Below are 18,084 nucleotides of genomic sequence, written 5' to 3'. Positions count from 1 at the left end.
TCGCCGAACTGCTCGACGCCAAGCCCGTCGCGGCTCCCACCACCGACAGCACCTCACCCGCGACCAGCAAACCGGCATGTGATGGCACCGTCCTGAAAATACCATCCCACCGGCATGGACCCCTCGGCTTCTCCCGCCCCCGGGCGCCCTTCACACCGGCCGAATCCGCCCGGGCACACCGGCTAGCCGAGCTCGCCGAGCTCACTGAATTGACACGAAAACACCCAGTACGGCCTCGGCAATAGAAAACCGGGAGGTGTCGTCCCCGAAGCGGCGACCGCCCCGAAAGGAGACAATCATGACTGCAGCTCTGCCTTCACCTGTCCGCTCATGCTCGGAACTTTCCTATGGCGACGAAATCGAAGCCTGGCGCCTCGGCAAGCTCCTGCACCGAGGAAGGGTGAGCTACCCCCTGCCGTCGGTGGAGATGTTTTGGATCATTTGCTCAAGGACCGGAACACGCAAGCTCGTGGACATGGAGGCCGCCGCCATTCTCCGAATTGCAGCCGCAGCCGGTGACGCGGGACCGGCGACTCGACCGCCGCCGTCATCCACCTGGCGTGAGTCCTCCAAATCTGGCCGCAATATGTGCCAGCGAGGGCAACCGGACGCCGTAGGGGCCATCCAAAAAGCGAACCATGGGCAGCTACCGGAAGGAAATGGCAATTTGCGGTATCCAGCCTCGCAGGAAAGAGCAGGAGACAACGCCCAATGTTAATCCACAAGGAGCCTCGCAGGGCTCAGTCGGCTCCTGGGCTGCACTGGAGCCCTGTTGCTCAGTGAACCATTCCCAACACCACCATTCCAGCTCGTACTTTGCCCACCCGTCCCACAGGGACCTGCGTCTCAACGTAGTCGTCCGACTAGACGCCGTCGAAGAGACCGCCAAAGTCGACATTCGAGGCGTCCTGACGCACACCAACCTCCGGGCCCTCTACGTCGTCTGCCGCCGGGTCGTCACCAAGTTTCCGGGGTATGAGGTGGTGGTTAATCTCGCGCATGCCGGGGTGACGGCCGCGGCCTTCGATGAACTCCGGGAGCACGCCCGCCAGTCCAGTCTTTCCTCTGGCATCGACTCCTCGGCGACTTCCTGCCGGCTGCGGATCGTGGAGCCACCGGTCACCCTCAAAGTCCAAGAACACGCCTCTGCATTACCGGGCGCCTGATCACGGCACGCATTGCCGATACACGGCGACGTGCGTCAGCTCCCTGACCTGAGGTACTGGTAGAGGGTTTCGCGGCTGTTGCCGAACTCCCCAGCCAGGCCGGTGTTCTGCCCCCCGACGCCGTAGCTCCTCCGTCAGGCCCCGGGGCAGGGCCCTTCGCCGAAGGCAGGTCACCTTCCCGATCAAGCCATCGGCGGTGCAATCAAGGGTATCCATCAAGGCCACGAGCACCTGCAGATTTAGCCTCTTCGGTTTCTCCGCAGCCAGCCGGTAGATCTGGCTGGCCGACGGTGGGCGACATGTCAGGTAGACACAATCAAACATGACCTTTCTCATGACCCTCGGCATCGGTTTCCTGATTTCCCTTTGCCCACGTTCTTATGTTCGCCACCATGCTGATGCTGGCGGGCCTCGCCCGGTTGGCCGTTCTGACTTTCACAGCACTTTGTGATGCCGCCCGCTATCGCGCTCTGCTCTTTGGTGCGGAGACAACCACTCTGGACGCCCATGGAAATCCGGTTCACTCTTGACCCTCTACGGGACAGATTTGAAGAGATCGGTGGGCCGTTGGCCCGGCTGACAGACCAACGCCAACTGCCGCTGCGATTCACAAGTTAGTAGTGCACCTTGGCAGTTCTCGATAACGAAGGATTCCGAGAAGGGGAACAATCGAGAGTCGGTGTCTTCTCAGATCCCGGAAAAAGCTGACTCCTGCCATTCTCACAAATAGTTCTGACAAGATACGGTCGCCCCAATTCCTCACGACGAGTTTTGAGAACCAAAGCTCTATACAGTCACCGAAGTGCCGTCCCCGGCTCCGCGTCAACCAAAGGTCCCGCGCGGGCGGCAGGGAACAGATCTGCCCTATATATTCGATTCATGATCATGATCCCGGTAGACGGCAGCAGGGCCAGCGATTTTGAAGGCATCGATTATGCGGCCTACTTCCGAGGACCAGCAGTCTATGACAGTGAAGAAGTGACCAACCGTGTTTTGAACCTTCTCGATGATTTCCTGAAGGAAAAAGGGCTCTCCTCCCGACGGTGCTGGCACGCCGGCATTGGTGCCGCCGCGGGCGCTCCGGCATTTTTCGAGACCCTGCTCTGGATCCAGGAACATTGGGAGTTCCTGGCAGGGGCGGCGTCGGTCGTGTTGGCGCGAGTGGCAAACGTCCGTGACAAATGGCGGCAGCTGAAGAGAYACATCGAGGAACGAATCCTGGACCCTTATAAGCCTTCCTTCGACGTTGAGCTGGGTGTTAGGACTATGGGTGAGGGGGAAGACGCCCGACAGGAAGCCGCGCGGTCGTTTCGCTCCTTACTGACGCATGTACCGGACATTAGCGCGCTACTTCGGCATGAGCTACCGGATCAAAGGTTCAACATCCGAGTTCTAACTACTGGTTCCTCGCCCGCATCCGCCTACGCATACTTCAAAGTTCCAGAAGTAAAGCGTTCGGATGTCGCAAAAATGCTCCGCTTCCTACAGAAGAAGGATGACCAGGACGGGGCCTCGGCCGTGTTGCTCTACCGCAAGTTTGGCTTCATCACACGGCTTGAGGCGAGTGAAAACGGCGGTGAATTCATGCGCTTGACGATGCGCTGACGGGTACCCGGCATCGGAGTAGTCTTCCGGCGGCGGTTCTAGCTTCGCCTGCGCCTGGCTCAAGTCCTCGGAGCGAAGGCAGGTACTGAACGGACCGTAATGTCCGGAACCCCTGTGCGCCTGATGCCCTTGCGTCGATCCCTTCGCGAGGGCCAGTACCAGATGCCCGCCAACGCAGCCGACACCGCCACTGACCCAATCAAGCTTCCGCCGTCCCGATGGACAAAAACCGGCATACGAAAAACTTAAGAAGAACTCACGCCACGATGGATGAGCCCACAGTGCGGAGTCCGGTGGCGCACGCTGAGGAATCCTTTACCGGGCGCCGCCGCGAGTGAGCGTGACCAGTAACGGTCGTATTCGTGCGCTGGCCACACCGCATCGTCCGCGGCTCCTGACGCCGCGCCAATTCGCGGAACGCCGACACTGACCTTTGCACGAAACACTGCACGTGTGGAGTTGGTCGCTCTGTGGCGGCGTTTTTTGGTCGCTCCGTGTCGCAACAGTGCCCGTAAGGCGAGCACCTATTCCCAATACATCGCAGCCGCACGTGAGCAGAGGCGCATCTCATGACCGCCGACACGAAACGCCGAGGCTAGTCGACGCACCGGATCGCGTCGCAGACGTTCACGGCTGGGCGTGACGCTCCAACGCGTCCAGAGTCGTCTCGGGCGATGTGTTGAAGCAGAAGGTGATTCCGGGCGATTCCGCATTGCACACGTTGATGATCCGTTCGAAGAGCTCGGTGTACTCCGGGATCATCCTGATGCCGCCCCCGATCATCACGAGGCCGAAACGATCACGACCGAACGCCGAGCGAATCTCTGCTTCGGCCTCGTCCGGGGAGGTGCCGATCAGGCAGTTGACGGCGTCGAAGCCGGCGGCCGTAGTGGCCCCGAACCCCGCTTCGATCCGTTCGGTCATCGTGGCCTCGTCGAGGCCAGGAGGCAGCTTGCTATAGTCGAGGGCTCGCGCGTGGATGCCGATCATGAGGATTCGAGTCATGGGCCTCATTGTGGCATGCACGCCTCACCAACGAATTAGCCAAACCGCACCACCAATCACGCGGGCCCGCTGGATCCTTGCTCGACCCGCCCCGCCCCAGATGAGCTGTTCCTGTAGTGCAGAGGACTCCTGACGTTCCGTGCAGACGACTTCGGAAAATGACATCGGTGGGCCGGCCCCAGGTTGCGACCGCCCGTTAGACGGTCCCCCACCGGCGCCAGCGCCAGCCAAGATTTCCAGATCACGATCGCCGTCTTTCCGCGGCCGGCCGATTCCCGTAAGACCCGCCCGTAAAAATGCCCGGTGACGGGGGGGATAAACGGTACATTCAACACCAAGACCGGGCTGCTGACCGGATAAGCCCGCGTATCCACCAACGACCAAGACCTAACCGCCCAGAAGAACGCCCTTCTCGCTCTGGGAGTGGCACCGGACAAGACATTCACGGACCAGGGCCTCACCGGCGCCAACCGGGCACGGCCGGGACTCCGGGAAGCGCTGGCCGCCTGCCGAAACGGGGACACCCTGGTCGTGACCAAACTCGACCGCCTGTCCTCCATGCGGGGTCGACATCGGCCGGGGGTCTGGCTGTGCCGGTTCTTCCGGTTTTGCTGCGTCGGCCATGAGCTGGTCAATGCGTGCCGAGTCCGTCTGGGCGGCTTTGAGCGCATCGGCGTGCTTGAAGGGTTCCGCCAGTGCCTTATCTGCCTGTCCGACGCGCGACCCGGTACGGTTCACACCGCCATCGAGCGGGTGGTTAGGCTGGGTGGATGGCGACAGCTATTCTCGTGCGGCACGGCCGCACCACAGCCAATGCCACTGGACTGCTGGCCGGTCGGGCCGTCGGCGTCAGCCTGGACCAGATCGGGCGCGACCAGGCGGCTCTGACCGGAGACCGGCTCGCGGCCGTGCCCGTAGTCGGGGTGGTGTCGAGCCCTCTTGAGCGTTGTCAGCAGACCGCCCGGCTCATCCTCGATCGCCAGGCTGGCACGCCGTACGCGCCGGTCGATCTCAATCTCACCGAGTGCGATTACGGCCAGTGGCAGGGCCGCACGCTCAGTGATCTCGCGACCGAGGATTTGTGGCCGGTTGTGCAGTCGCAACCGTCCGCCGTCGTCTTTCCGGCGGTGAATCCATGGCCGCGATGCAGGCTCGGTCAGCGGCAGCGATTCGACGCCACGATGCAGCCTTCGAAGCCGAGTACGGGCCAGGGGCCGTGTGGGTGGCGGTGAGTCACGGTGACATCATCAAGTCAATCCTCGCCGACGCGCTCGGCATGCACCTTGACCTGTTCCAGCGTATTAACGTGGGCCCCGCGTCCGTATCGATCGTGCGCTACGGCGCTAGTCGGCCGAGCGTCTACGCGACCAACACCGACGCGGGTGATCTGTCGTGGCTGTCGAACGGCATCCACTCTGGCGATGCGCCGGTGGGCGGCGGTGCAGGGCACAAGGCGCCATGAACCTCATCTGCCTAGAATACTGACATGCCTACACGTGTTCACGAGTTTGCCTGGCCTGATCGGGTCGTCGTTGGCACCATTGGCCTTCCGGGGGCGCGCACGTTCTACCTGCAGGTGCGCGCAGGGACGCAGATCGTGAGTATTGCCCTGGAGAAGCAGCAGTCGGCTCTGCTCGCGGAGAAGATCGACGAAATTCTCGACCAGCTCATCACCGTCGAGGGCAACCCCTTCAGCGTTCCCACGAGTACTCCCATTGAACTTGTCGACAATGACCAGCTCGAGGCCGTTCAGGAGCAGTTTCGCACCGGCGCCATGAGCTTAGGGTGGGACCCAACCACGGCCCAGGTCGTAATAGAGGCCCACCCCATCACCGATGTCGATGCTGATGACAACGGCGAATCGCTTGATGAGGACGGCGCTAACGCGCCCGAAATGCTGCTGGTGCGAATGCCGGTCGGCACCGCCCGCGCATTCGCCAAGCGCACCCGTGAGATCGTGGGCGCCGGGCGTCCGACGTGCTCGCTCTGCGGTTACCCCGTAGACGCCGACGGGCACATCTGCACCCTTCCCGAGGTCTGATGCCAGCGCCGGACCTAGTGACCGCCGAGCTGACGCTCACCGGCCGCATCACGACGGCTTCAAACGCTACATTTCTGGGCAGCATCGGCGACGTGGTGGTCGTCTATAAGCCGATAGCAGGCGCCGTTCCCATCGTCTCGGCGACCGCCGTACCGGCGCTGCTGTTGGGCGCGGCCAGGCTGGGCTGGCTGGACGCTGAGCAGGCTCTGCTGCTTGCGATGGCCGTCATCATCTTGCGGCTGGCCTCACTCGGCTGGGTGGTGGGTCATCTGCGGCAGCAACGTGCCTCAATCCGCACTTTCCTCTCCGGTATGCTGCTGGCCCTCGCCGGCATAGCTGCCGCCACCCTGAAATGGTGGCTGACGCACTGAGGAACTTATCCCGCTACTCTCCGCACCCGCCCCGGGCGGCCCTTCTGTTCCGCGGCGTCCAGGCAGCCGTTCAGAGTCATTGCGGCATCGATGAGGGCGAGGTGCGTAATGGCCTGCGGGAAATTTCCCAGCTGCTCACCGGTGGCCGCGATCTCTTCGGCGTACAGGCCGAGGTGGTTGGCATAGGTCAGCATCGTCTCGAAAATAAGGCGTGCGTCCTCAATGCGGCCCGCTCGCGCCAGGGCGTCCACGTAGAGGAAACTGCACATGGAGAACGTCCCTTCGTGGCCGCCGAGCCCGTCGGGAGACGCGCTCGGGTCGTAGCGGAAGACCAGGCTGTCAGACACCAGTTCGGTGTGCATCGCGCGGAGGGTTGACTGCCACATGGGATCCTCCGGGGCCACGAAGCCGACCTGAGGCATCTTTAACAGGGAGGCGTCGAGTACCGTATCGCCGTAATGCTGCACGAAGGCTTCACGTTCGGCGCTCCAGCCCTTGTCCATAATCTGGTTGTAGATCGCGTCCCGCTCGGCCATCCATCGCGATAGGGGCGCCGGCCGGCCATGCGCCGTCGCGAGTCGGATGGCGCGGTCGAACGCGACCCAGCACATCAATCTCCCGTACGTGAAGTCCTTGCGACCGCCCCGGGTCTCCCAGATTCCCTCGTCCGGCCGGTCCCAGTTGTCGGCGAGCCACTCCAGCACGTCGCAAATGGCGAGCCATCCGGGCTGGCCGATCCTGACGCCGAAGCGGTCGATGTAGTGGATGGCGTCGAGCGCTTCGCCGTAGATGTCCAGCTGAAGCTGTCCGGCAGCTCCGTTCCCGATCCGCACCGGGTATGAGCCGCGGTAGCCCTCCCAGCCGGCCAAGACCTCCTCGTCGAGTTCGCGGCTGCCGTCCACTCGGTACATGATGTTTAGCGGGCCGGTGCCGCTGTCCAGCGGTTCGGCAACCCGGTCGCCGAGCCACCGTCTGAAGGCGATGGCCTCCTCCACGAAACCCATCCGAACCAGCGTGTGCACAGAAAAGGATGCGTCCCGCACCCAGGTGAAGCGGTAGTCCCAGTTGCGTTCCCCTCCGATCTCTTCCGGCAGGCCGGCGGTGGGAGCGGCCACCAGGGCCCCGGTCGGCGCATAGGTCAGCAGCTTCAGTGTGATGGCGGACCGCTCCAGCACCTCCCGCCAGCGGCCGGTGTACGTGGATTGGCTGAGCCAGTTCTGCCAGAAGTGCGCGGTGGCGTCTGCCAGCCGCTGGGCCTCTGCGGGACGTATCTTCCGCGGCTCAGCATCCGGAGCCGTGTCCAGAACGACGCCGCGCACCTGGCCTTCCTCCAGACTCAGCGAAAGGTGCAGGTCGCCGTCGACTGTGGCGTCATAGCTGTCGGGAGTTTCGTCCCCCTCCTCGCCGATGCGGCTGAGGGCCAGCCGGGCCTCCCCGGCATCGAAGAGGGCGCCGTCGCCGCCGACGCTGAGCCGGTGAGTCCGCCGGCCGTAGTCGAACCGGGGGGCCACCTCGATGTCGAAAGAAATCCGTCCCCGCGCGCATCGCACCATCCGGATCAGGCGATGCTCTTCGCTGGGCGACGTGCCGGTCTTGGGCATGAAGTCGACCAGTTCGCCGACCCCTCCCTTGGTCAGGAATCGCGTGATGAGGATCGCCGTGTCAGGAAGGTAGAGCTGCTTCGTGGCGAACGCTTCGGCGACAGGCCGGGTGCTGAAGTGACCGCCGCGGGCATGGTCAAGCAGCGACGCGAAGATGCTGGGTGAGTCGAAGCGTGGACTGCAAAACCAGTCCAGGGTGCCGTCGGTGGCGACCAGCGCCGCCGTCTGCAGGTCACCGATGAGACCATGGTCGGCGATCAATGGATACTCGTTCATGACGATCTACTCCTCGGGAACCGAAGGATGGCGGACCGCGGCATGGACGTCAGCTACTTCATTGCGCAGGGCGTCGACTGCCCACGTCAGCCACATGATAGGCGCAGGTTCGCGGCTTCTACAAGGAGCCGACGAAACCCGCGAGCACTGGACCGCTGCCGCCTCCCGGGAATCAGCGGAGCCTACCTCTGGCCTTGCGGCATGCTGGTGCTTCCCCGTCGCGGAGCGGGTCGAGAAGCCCCTGCACGGCCGTCGCGAACATGGCGCTCCGGCATCCGGGCATCGCTCTGGCCATTACCGCTGGCCCCGAATTTTGCGGCGGCGTCCCGCGTGTGGCTTGGACATGCCCATCGCCGCCCGACGTGCGGCGCCGGCAAAGGCCAGCCCTGCTTCCGGGTCGTCTCCGGCAACGTGAAGGAACTGCGCCGGCTGCACCGTTCCCCGGCTCCGGTGAAGAAGCCGAGCACCCGGGCCAGGCACGCCCGCCAGGCGCACAAGGACGCACAGGACCTGGGTACGATCATTCCCGTCCACCCGACCCGGCTCCGAGTGGACCGGTCCCCGCGCCTCGCCGCCGGCCAGGTCTACGCGACGCACACCGGAAAGCTCTACCACCCGGTCTGGTGCATCGTCGTCGCCACCAAATGGGACACCGACCCGGACGGGCTCGTGCTCATCGCCGAAAAGTGGTATCTAACAGCGGTATGGCGAAGCCGATCGCGAAACCGCTGGAGACTGCGAAGAATCCTTTGTCCGGATCCGAATTGAACATCGCGAGTGTCGAAACTACCAAGCCGATGAAATAGATAACAAGCGAGCCACGCTATGACTCCCTAACCGCAGTTGTTGGCGAGCTGCTGAGCCGATTCGAGTAGGCAGAGCTGTCGCCGCCATTCAGGAATCTACGGTTGACGTGGCTTGAGTGGAGAGCTCGAATATGCCAGTTGTGTTGACGTTGCTCGACCTCGATCTCGGTCAGCTGGACGCTGAACTCATGCGCTAGCATGCTATTGCGCGCACCCAGCGTTTCACACCCTTCCATCGATGGTGCCCGTCTCTTCGTCTTCAAAATACAACCTAAATACGGGTAGCCGGGAGAGGGCGCTGGATGGGCCAGGCTCGGGCTGAGCGCTTCCCCGTGGCCAAGGCAGAAACGATGCTTTGTGGAACTAGCCATGACCGAGGCCTGGATTACGTTCACGACTCACCCTCGCACTCAGACTCACGAGGACAACTACCTCTTCGAAGGACCAGCAGCGCTGGCGACGTCCTGCCCAGCTCCCTGTTCGACGATGAAGGCAGGAACTATCGCCGCGCGACCCGCCCCCGGCCAGGTCCATGCATCCACTCCGTCTTTGCGTTGACGGCGATACAGGACTGTCTCGGTCTTGTCGTCCTCCAAACGGGATCCCAGATAATTCAGAACGGGAACAGGAGCTATCGCGATGGGGCTCAGCAGCGATAGGCGCCGAAGACACCTCGGCCTTAGTTGCGAGTCCCGCAACTAAGACCGAGCATCTGTATCGCCAATTACCCAGGCTTCGCCAAGTACGCTGAGCCGTTTCGCCGACCAGCCGGGCAACCGCCAAGTAGCCTCCGGCCTAAACATTGACGGCCTAAGGACCAATGGACCAACTACGTTGGCCAGGGACCTACTAGGTTGTCAAAAGGACCAAGTTGGCTGGCAATCAGCAGCTAATTGGAAGACTTCCAACTAGGCGATGCGTTTCTTCCAAATAGGGTGCCGATCTAGCAATTAGGTCGACATCTCTCATCGCCAACTAAATCGGTCTTCGCCAAACGTCCAGTCCCATTTCGCCAACTAGTATTCAAACCGCCAAGTAGCCTCCGACCTCACACCGACGATGTGAGATGTAGATCATTTTGAAAGAACTTCCAACAAGGACTTGACGGGATCCCGCGGGGCACTTATCTGTGAACTGGGTCATCCCAGCCGGTCTAATTGGAAGTTTGGGCGCCGGTTCCCTTAGTTCTTGCCGGATCGGCCAGGGGCAGTTCGGGTCTGCCCCGGCTTTTGTTGACTCGGGGTTTTAGTCCGTTGTGAACGCGGTCCGGTTGATTGTTTCATATTCGATGGGCGTGAGTTTTCCCAGCCGTCGTTGCCGTCGCCGGCGGTGTAGGTCCTTTCGATCCAGTCGTGATGGCGAGGCGCAGTTCCTGTCTGGTGAGCCACCGCTGACGGTCCAGGACGTTTTCTGCAGCTGCGAGAAGAACGATTCCATCGCGGCGTTATCCGCACACGCGCCGACCCTGCCCATCGATCCTGTCGGGTCCATCACTGTGCGAGTCAAGAACCCCCGGGAATACCGGTAGGGACAGTCTCACTGTCCGAGTGCACGACGCTCCTTCCTGGACGGTGAGCCCGCACCGCGTTCTCCAGCGCGGCAACGGCCAGCGAGGACTTCATCCGCGAGTCCATCGAGTACCCGACGATCCTCCCGGAATACACGTCCTTCACCGCGCAGAGGTAGAGCTTCCCTTCGGCAGTGGGGTGCTCCGTGATGTCGGTCAACCACGGCTCGTTCGGTGCCGTGGCGGTGAAGTCCCGCTCCACCAGGTCATCGTGTTCCGGTGGCCCCGGCTCCGGTTCAGGCCCCGCTTCTTGGAGCACACCGACCAGATGCCGTGGCCCCTGCACAAGCGCTGGACCCTGTTCTCACCCGCAGTGACACCCTTCTCGGGGAGTTCATCGGCGATAAACCGGTACCCGAACGCCGGATCATCGGCATGGATGCCCAGCGCGGCATTGACCAAGTGCGCATCGGCCCAGTCCCTGTCTGTCACCGGACTGGCTCTCCACGGGTCAAAGCCTTGCTTGTTGAATTCCAACACCCTGCAGGTCACCGCCACGGGGACACCGTCGGCGGCAAGATCCGTGACCAGCGGGTAGATCATTTTGGGTTGATGTCCCTGGCAAGATAGGCGCCAGCCCGGCGCAGAATCTCATTCTCCTGCTCCAACAACCGGTTCCGCTTCTTCAGTTCCCGCATCTCGGCCGACTCCGACGATGCCGGGCCGGCCCCGGATTCCTTACGCTCGGCGATGGCGATCCAGCGCTTCAGCGTAGTGACCGAGAGCCCGAAATCCTTCGCGATGTGCGCCAACGGCGCCTCGCCCTTGCGGGCCACATCAATAACATCCTGGCGGAACTCCGCCCTATAAGGCGTGGGCATGGTCAACATCTTTCCACGAGCACAAGCTCGCTAGGTCAAGGAGTCAACAAAACCGGGGGCAGTCCCGATGCGCCAGCAGGGCAAGCACGGCGCGCACGTGTCGAAGAACGTCGCCTTAGCGCGGCGGTAATAAAGATTCGTCACCGCGACTTAAATACTCGGGTCAGGAATGTGCCTCCGGCGCACCGTTGGTTGTGATTATGTTAGGAACATGACCCCACGGATCGAGGAATACGGTTTTATTTCCGACCTTCGCACTGGCGCGCTAATCTCACGAGAGGGAAGTATCGACTGGCTCTGCCTACCGCGGTTCGACTCTGAATCTGTTTTCGGAGCCTTAATTGGGACCACGGATCACGGCCGGTGGCTACTCGCCCCAGCTCATGAGGATAAACAGGTCACTGGTCGCGCCCAGTGCGTCCGCCGGTACTTGCCCTCCACTTTCATAATGGAGACGTGTTGGCGAACCGCAACCGGTGAAATCTTGGTCACCGAATACATGCCAATCGGTGGAAGAGGCAATGCACTGATCCGCAGGGTGCAGGGCTTACATGGGCACGTCCTGATGCGCCAAGAACTGGTGCTGCGGTTCGGCTACGGAAAGATCGTGCCGTGGGTTCATCGGATCCACGACGACGATGGGGAGGCGCTGCTTGCCATCGCCGGACCGCAAGCTGTGATGCTTAGAGCGGATGCGTTGCCCCTAGCTGGACCTGATTATTCGCACGTGGGTGAGTTCACCATCGAAGCCGGTCAGACACTCGATCTGCAATTACAGGCATTCTCATCCCACGATATGCCTCCGCCAGCGATCGACGTCGGTCGGGCGCTGCAAACGACTGCCACCTACTGGAGGAGCTGGTCGAGCAACTACATCCCACAAGGAACCTACGACAGGGAAGTAGAACGCTCACTGCTCGTCTTGCGCGCACTAACGCATGACAGGACCGGGGGAATTGTGGCCGCCCTGACCACCTCACTGCCAGAACATTTCGGCGGTAAACGCAACTGGGATTACCGCTACTGCTGGCTGCGTGATGCCGCCCTCACGCTGGATGCCATGATGACCCATGGTTTCCACCAGGAGGCACTGCAGTGGCGGAACTGGCTGCTCAGGGCTATCGCCGGCGACCCCCACGATATTCAAATCATGTATGGAGTTTCTGGTGAGCGTGACCTGCCCGAGCGGATTTTGGCCCACTTGCCGGGCTACGAAGGCTCCGCCCCAGTTCGGGTCGGCAACGGCGCTGTCCACCAATATCAAGGTGATGTTGTGGGTGAAGTCATGGTTGCCTTGGCAAGGCTCCGCAACCAAGGCGTGCATGAGGATCATTTTTCCTGGCCCCTCCAGCGAAAAATGCTTCTCTTTGTAGAGGACAACATCAAACGCAAGGATCACGGCATCTGGGAGATGAGGGGTGAGAAAAGGGACTTCACCCATTCCCGCGTCATGATGTGGGCCGCAATGGATTGCGGAGTAAGGGCTGTACAGGAACACGGGCTCGACGGCCCGGTGGAGCGATGGGTGGAGATCAGGGACGGACTCCGTGCCGAAATCTTGGAGCAGGGTTTCAACAGTGAAATCAACTCCTTTACCCAGACGTATGGGGGCACCGAGGTCGACGCGTCCCTGCTCGTTCTGCCACAAGTAGGCTTTCTGGCCTATAACGACGACAGAATTTTGGGAACGGTGTCTCGCTTGGAACGCGATCTGCTCGACGGGACCGGCTTGCTGATTCGCTACCGGACGGAAACTTGCCTGGACGGTCTTGAACCCGGAGAGCATCCGTTCCTTGCGTGCTCTTTCTGGCTCGTAGAGCAGTACGCCCGCAGCGGCCGGGTTCCCGAAGCAAAGACGCTAATGGACAGGCTCATCGGCTATGGAAATGACCTGGGACTACTAAGCGAGGAATACGACACAAACGGCAACCGCATGGCCGGAAATTATCCGCAGGCTTTCTCACACCTGACCCTTATAAGAGCTGCAGACGCTCTTGTCGGCGCGGCCCGTGATACCGCTACGACGACGGGCTAGGCACTCCACGTTGGCCCAGCGCGCGCCGGGGCTTCCTACCGCGATGCTCACGTAATCCCGCACGAGCGATGGCCCGGCATGACTACGCACCCTCCTCGCCGTCGAGCGGGCCGTCGTCCTTGGTCTCCTCGCCTTGGGAGATAACGAATGCGTGCGACGGACCCTGCAGTCGCCCTACCGCGGAAAGTTGTGGAGCTGCTRCACGCTGGCCCGCCTACATCCGCTGACTGATTCCATGCAGCGCCCGCAGGTGCGAGTATGCTGCGCGAGTCTGGCGGTGCGCTCAGAGTTGGTGCCGTGCACAGGTGAACTGCTTGATGGCCAGCATCGTTTTCATCGCTCACCGGTCAATTTGTAGCCGCCCGATTACCGCGCCGCTCAGGTCAAAGCCCTGGTGGAGACAACCTGTGAGTGCGGGTCGCGTTTGCCTTCGGCCCCACGCGTAGACCTCATGGCTCATTTGGCAGAGGGGCCGGCGACGCCGGAGACAGAGCTGCGCTGTCCGTTCCGCGAGAAAGCGTGCTGGCACGGATCCTGACCCCACAAGCCGGAAGGCACTATGGACCTAGCCAGATGGCACGGATCAACCGACGAGTTCCATTGCCTAGCCTCAGCAATCCGAAGGAGTACGTCATGTTGTCCATACCTGAATCGATAAGCACGATCCACCAGGGACAACGCACGGGTGACGAGGACTCGAGCCGACTCTTGGATCATCGCTGGACCAAAACACAGCTGCAGGCCACGGTCGAGATGGACAGGAAGGTCCAGAGGCATCCGCAGCACATGCTCGCACGGATGGCCCTAGCAAATTATGGGAATTCCTTGGACCTAGAACGCATTAGGACCGGCGTAGCGCGGTCGCTCGGAAGCGCTGCGGGCACGCATTACATCGTCGCCGCGCTACACCTGGCACATCTGGCGCTCACCTTCCCGCACGCACTGTCCGCCGCCCAGCGGGCCCTCCTCCTGGCCCCTCTGGAGGCAGCCGAAATTGCCGGGGCAGCAGCCGATAGCGTTTCGATGGACGGGACGATCGCTGCCTAGTAATTCCGTCCTCCCGTCGGAAGCGTGGCCACGGCCACTTATGCGGTACCTCGGCTCTGTCCGACTCCTCGAAGGTACGTGAGGACGGCAAGCACACGTCTGTGGTCCTCGGGCTCGGGCCTCAACTCGAGCTTAAGGAAAATACTCCGAATATGGGCCTCTACGGTCCGCTCACCCAAGAAGAGCGACTTCCCTATTGCCTGGTTGGTGCGCCCTTCGGCCATTAACTCAAGGACGCTCTTCTCCCGGCTCGTAAGGTCATCGCCTCGATCGTGACCTTTGTGTGGACGGGTCACCAGTCGTGTAACAAGCTCCGGATCGATGGCCGTTCCCCCCGCAGCTACGCGATGCAGGGCGTCAATGAATTCGTCAACATCGGACACCCGCTCTTTAAGCAGGTAGCCCAAGCCTTTGGCCCCATTCTTCAATAGGGACATCGCGTTTTCCGTTTCCACGTACTGGGACAGGAGGAGTACGCCTATCTCGGGGTGTCTGCTTTTTATTGTTTCGGCGGCCTGGATGCCTTCAATGGTGTAACTGGGGGGCATCCGGATGTCCACCACAGCTACGTCGGCCCCGTGTTTGTCAATCACTTCCAGCAGATGCGGGCCATCGGCAGCCTCACCTACGACTTCTAGACCTTCGGACTGCAACAGGGCGGACAATCCCCGGCGCAGTAATGCCGAGTCTTCAGCGATGGCAACACGCAGTGTCATGGCAGGTCGCCTTCCGGGTCCGTAGAGAAGGGAAGAACGGCAAGTATCGTCGTCCCTCTGCCTTCAGGACTGTCGATGGACAATAAGCCTCCCAGTGCCGCTGCCCGGTCCGCAATCCCCAGCAACCCGCCGTCGAGTCCCGGCCGCGCACCACCGATTCCGTTGTCCACGATCTCCATTCGCAACTCCTTTTCGTTTCCGTCGATGCAGATTCGCACCCAGGCCGCCTTGGCATACTTCGTAGCATTGGTGACGGCTTCTGCGCAGATGAAGTAGGCAGCCAGCTCCACGTGAGCCGGAAGCCTATGGTCCGTCCTGAGGTCCAGCTCCATGGGCAGTGATGATCGCTCCGCTAACGCGGTCAGGGAGCCCACCAAACCTCTCTCCCGAAGCGAGGGGGGATACACGCCCCTCGCCAATTCGCGCAACTCGTCAAGTGCATCCAAAAGCTCGGCCCTTGCCTGCCCGACTAGGCTTTGTACCTCCTGCGAATCCGTCATCCGCTGGGCCCGCGCCAGCTCCATCGACACGGCAACCAGACGTTGCTGAGCTCCGTCGTGAAGATCCCGTTCAAGCTGGCGACGCCGGGAGTCGCCAGCCGTTACGATTCGCTCCCTGGAGCGACGGACCTCAATGAGTTGGTCCCGGAGCTGTTGTTCCATCTGCTGGTTTTCCAACGCCAGCGACGTTGCGCTGCGCACGGCGGCAAGCAACTGCGGCTGGTCCTGGAGGGTTTCGTCAAAAACCAGGGCCCCTATTGGTGTTCCGTGGCGTTCCAAGACCATGGAGGCGCGTCCGGTTGAACCATCCGGCAACGCCTGGGGAACTCCCTTGCTGTCAACAAAGGACGCCTGATCGGGGAACCAACGCAGCAAAGTGAGGGTGGGGTCATGGACTGATCGCCGAAGCGCGCCGATTAGTCTGTCGCTAACCGGGGCTGAGCCCACTTCCACCATGAGATCACCCAATGTGCCACGCGCGAAACGGTAGCGCCACAGACCAAACAATACTGCCAGCGGCACAATTGCGGTCGCCGGATATTGCCAGAGCAACGCTTCCGAGGACAGAGATCCAGACAGTTGGATCACCGCGAGGGACACCCACACGGTGGCCGCTGTTTTTACGATTACGGCAAGCCATAGCGGCAGGAATGCCGACCGGTAGGCCTTTGTCCCTGCGCGCCAACGGGCGATCAGGACCGTTACGATCGCGACTCCCACCGAGATCTGAAATATGCGGATTGCGTTCCCGAGGGTGGTCATGAGAGACGGGCTGTCCMAGAGAAGCAACAGATTGCGGGACGTGGACTCCCCTGCCGTGACATGGAGGCGTGGATCAAAGAAGGCCCAGCCTGCTACGGGGGCAAACAGCCAAAAAATGTAGAAGAACGCTACGGCAGTTTTTTCAGCTCGGCCGCGCAGCGTTCCTGACGGAAAGCTGAGCGCCAACTGCAGCAAAGGAGGCTGATACATCAGCGTAAGAGTTACACCGAGCGTAAACGCCACCGGGTCGCTGGAACGGCGAATCCCGGACGCCAGCCAAAGCCAACCCGCCACAATCAACAACAGCCCCGGATTCCGGGAAGGCCGGCTCCGCCACGCCGTCACACCAGCCAGAACGAATGCTAAGCCCACGCCCAAGAACAGTGTGAGTTCAAAAACTGTAAACGGAATCCGGTTCGGATTCTCCCCCCACCGGAGTACCCCTTGGGCATTCAAACTTAAGGTTCGAGCAGGGTCCTGTAGGGCTGTGGGTGACCAATCGACGCAGACCACGACTAGGATTACGAAGCCCGTCGTCACCCCGATTACAGAAGTGAGTTGTCGCGGAGTCATTTGCACTTCCGTCCCAGGGCAATTCCGAGGCCGGGATCTCCATCTCAGCTACATGTGTTACAGCCTCAGCCACGGTCATTAACAAGCCAGCCCTTGGGTCAAATTTGGGAACGCCTTCTGCTGGCGCGGAGCAACGGAAGGAGTCGTCATTCGCCGTACAAAGGCCCGGGCCCAATGCGGACGCACATTCCAGCGGACAGAAAGTTTCCCTCCCACCTCCAAAGGTGGACGAAAATGACGGTGAAAGACGACCAAGCACACCGTCGTGATGACGTGGGGCCCGCAATGCAATCTGCCCCTCAACTTGACCCACAGCATCTTTCATACTCGGAGTCGTGCCTCCGTTGTAGCACTGTGCACCGGCCAGAGCAATATACACGGATATTCGGCTTATTACTTCGTCCTCTGGTCACGTTCTGCCCATGGGTGGATTTGCTTCCGCCTGGTCTCAATCTTGGCTTGGGTTAGTATTTTTCCGACGGTTGCCTGGCGTGTCCGGGGGAACGGTAAGGCCGGGGCAGACCTCGATGTAGTCGATGCCCGGAGCCACCCACTCACGCCACTGTTTGTGGCTGATGTTCTGGGAAAGTTTGGTACACAATGTGTCGGACGGGGTCTGGGGTGCGGGCCACAGCCTCACTGTGCTGTCGTCGCTCCCGGAGGCGATTCGGCGGCCGTCGGGGCTAAACGCAACGCTGTACACCGATCCCTGTTGTCCTGTCATCGGTATAACGAGGGGCTGACCCGTCTCCGCGTCCCACAGCCGCACCGTGCCGTCGTTACCCCCGGTGCTGATTCGGCGGCCGTCGGGGCTAAACGCCACGCTGTACACCCCATTCAAGTGCCCAGTCATCGGCTTACCGAGGGACTTGCCCGTTTCCGGGTCCCACCGCTCCACTGTGCCATCGGTGCCGCCGGAGGCGATCCGGCGCCCGTCGGGGCTGAACGCAACGCTCGTCACTGCATCCTTGTGTCCGGTCAAAGGCTCGCCGAGGGCCCGGCCCGTCTCTGCGTCCCAACGCCTTATCGTGCCATCGGTGCCGCCGGAGACGATCCGGCGCCCGTCGGGGCTGAACGCAACACTCGTCACCGCATCCTTGTGTCCGKTCAAAGGCTCGCCGAGGGCCCGGCCCGTCTCCGCGTCCCACCGCCGCACCGTACCGTCTCGGCTGCCGGAAAGGATCCGGTGACC

Annotated in this window: 12 protein-coding genes and 4 pseudogenes; 9 read left to right on the top strand and 7 right to left on the bottom strand. The window is 61.6% G+C overall.

The window, feature by feature from the left end; translation table 11 throughout:
- Window positions 1-779 precede the first annotated feature (779 nt).
- Entirely contained in the window at window positions 780-1,166 is a 387-nt protein-coding gene (locus AC1DR1_RS21465; RefSeq protein WP_364744859.1) for a hypothetical protein, read from the top strand.
- Here the strand turns inward: AC1DR1_RS21465 and AC1DR1_RS21460 are convergent, their stop codons facing one another.
- Entirely contained in the window at window positions 1,167-1,490 is a 324-nt protein-coding gene (locus tag AC1DR1_RS21460) for a helix-turn-helix domain-containing protein (protein ID WP_229996141.1), read from the bottom strand.
- A 555-nt stretch (window positions 1,491-2,045) separates the two neighbouring features.
- On the opposite strand from AC1DR1_RS21460, the gene AC1DR1_RS21455 reads away from it, so the two are divergent.
- Entirely contained in the window at window positions 2,046-2,771 is a 726-nt protein-coding gene (locus AC1DR1_RS21455) for a hypothetical protein (RefSeq protein WP_476993269.1), read from the top strand.
- Between the two features lie 627 nt (window positions 2,772-3,398).
- Here the strand turns inward: AC1DR1_RS21455 and AC1DR1_RS21450 are convergent.
- Window positions 3,399-3,776 (bottom strand): hypothetical protein, encoded by a 378-nt coding sequence (locus tag AC1DR1_RS21450; protein ID WP_028275079.1) that lies wholly within the window; start codon window positions 3,774-3,776, stop codon window positions 3,399-3,401.
- A 417-nt stretch (window positions 3,777-4,193) separates the two neighbouring features.
- On the opposite strand from AC1DR1_RS21450, the pseudogene AC1DR1_RS21445 reads away from it, so the two are divergent.
- The 4 genes and pseudogenes from AC1DR1_RS21445 to AC1DR1_RS21430 all read left to right on the top strand — a co-directional run.
- Window positions 4,194-4,331 (top strand): annotated as a pseudogene (locus tag AC1DR1_RS21445) (recombinase family protein); the annotation flags it as partial.
- A gap of 215 nt (window positions 4,332-4,546) precedes the next feature.
- Window positions 4,547-5,238 (top strand): annotated as a pseudogene (locus tag AC1DR1_RS21440) (MSMEG_4193 family putative phosphomutase).
- Between the two features lie 24 nt (window positions 5,239-5,262).
- Entirely contained in the window at window positions 5,263-5,817 is a 555-nt protein-coding gene (locus AC1DR1_RS21435; protein WP_364746474.1) for a DUF3090 domain-containing protein, read from the top strand.
- Window positions 5,817-5,951, top strand: a pseudogene (locus AC1DR1_RS21430) (SCO1664 family protein); the annotation flags it as partial. The gene AC1DR1_RS21435 and the pseudogene AC1DR1_RS21430, both read left to right, overlap by 1 nt.
- Before the next feature lie 242 nt (window positions 5,952-6,193).
- Here AC1DR1_RS21430 and AC1DR1_RS21425 read toward each other — a convergent pair.
- On the bottom strand, window positions 6,194-8,065 hold the full coding sequence (locus tag AC1DR1_RS21425) for a glycoside hydrolase family 15 protein (protein ID WP_229994531.1): 1,872 nt from the start codon (window positions 8,063-8,065) through the stop codon (window positions 6,194-6,196).
- Between the two features lie 330 nt (window positions 8,066-8,395).
- Between AC1DR1_RS21425 and AC1DR1_RS21420 the strand changes: the two genes are divergently transcribed.
- Complete coding sequence (locus AC1DR1_RS21420; RefSeq protein ID WP_229994530.1) at window positions 8,396-8,833, top strand: hypothetical protein; 438 nt, start codon at window positions 8,396-8,398, stop codon at window positions 8,831-8,833.
- Between the two features lie 1,283 nt (window positions 8,834-10,116).
- On the opposite strand, the pseudogene AC1DR1_RS21415 reads toward AC1DR1_RS21420, so the two are convergent.
- A pseudogene (locus AC1DR1_RS21415) lies at window positions 10,117-11,259 on the bottom strand (IS3 family transposase).
- A 169-nt stretch (window positions 11,260-11,428) separates the two neighbouring features.
- Between AC1DR1_RS21415 and AC1DR1_RS21410 the strand changes: the two are divergent.
- A complete protein-coding gene (locus AC1DR1_RS21410; RefSeq protein ID WP_356815773.1) occupies window positions 11,429-13,294 on the top strand; it encodes a glycoside hydrolase family 15 protein in 1,866 nt (621 codons plus the stop codon).
- An 825-nt stretch (window positions 13,295-14,119) separates the two neighbouring features.
- A complete protein-coding gene (locus AC1DR1_RS21405) occupies window positions 14,120-14,341 on the top strand; it encodes a hypothetical protein (protein WP_229994526.1) in 222 nt (73 codons plus the stop codon).
- A 38-nt stretch (window positions 14,342-14,379) separates the two neighbouring features.
- Here the strand turns inward: AC1DR1_RS21405 and AC1DR1_RS21400 are convergent, their stop codons facing one another.
- The 3 genes from AC1DR1_RS21400 to AC1DR1_RS21390 form a co-directional block, all read right to left on the bottom strand.
- Window positions 14,380-15,057 carry a response regulator transcription factor gene (locus tag AC1DR1_RS21400; protein ID WP_229994525.1) on the bottom strand — a complete coding sequence of 226 codons (678 nt, stop codon included), beginning with the start codon at window positions 15,055-15,057 and terminating at the stop codon, window positions 14,380-14,382.
- Window positions 15,054-16,613, bottom strand: coding sequence for a sensor histidine kinase (locus tag AC1DR1_RS21395; RefSeq protein WP_476993270.1), 1,560 nt, complete (start codon window positions 16,611-16,613; stop codon window positions 15,054-15,056). The genes AC1DR1_RS21400 and AC1DR1_RS21395 overlap by 4 nt, the downstream gene beginning before the upstream one ends.
- 727 nt (window positions 16,614-17,340) lie before the next feature.
- Window positions 17,341-18,084, bottom strand: a 744-nt coding sequence (locus tag AC1DR1_RS21390) for a WD40 repeat domain-containing protein (protein WP_476993268.1), incomplete at its 5' end; no start/stop codon positions are given.

This window comes from Arthrobacter sp. P4_F10 (assembly GCF_056401435.1).
Note: the sequence above shows the minus strand (reverse complement) of the source record. Positions and strands in the feature narration are given on the sequence as shown.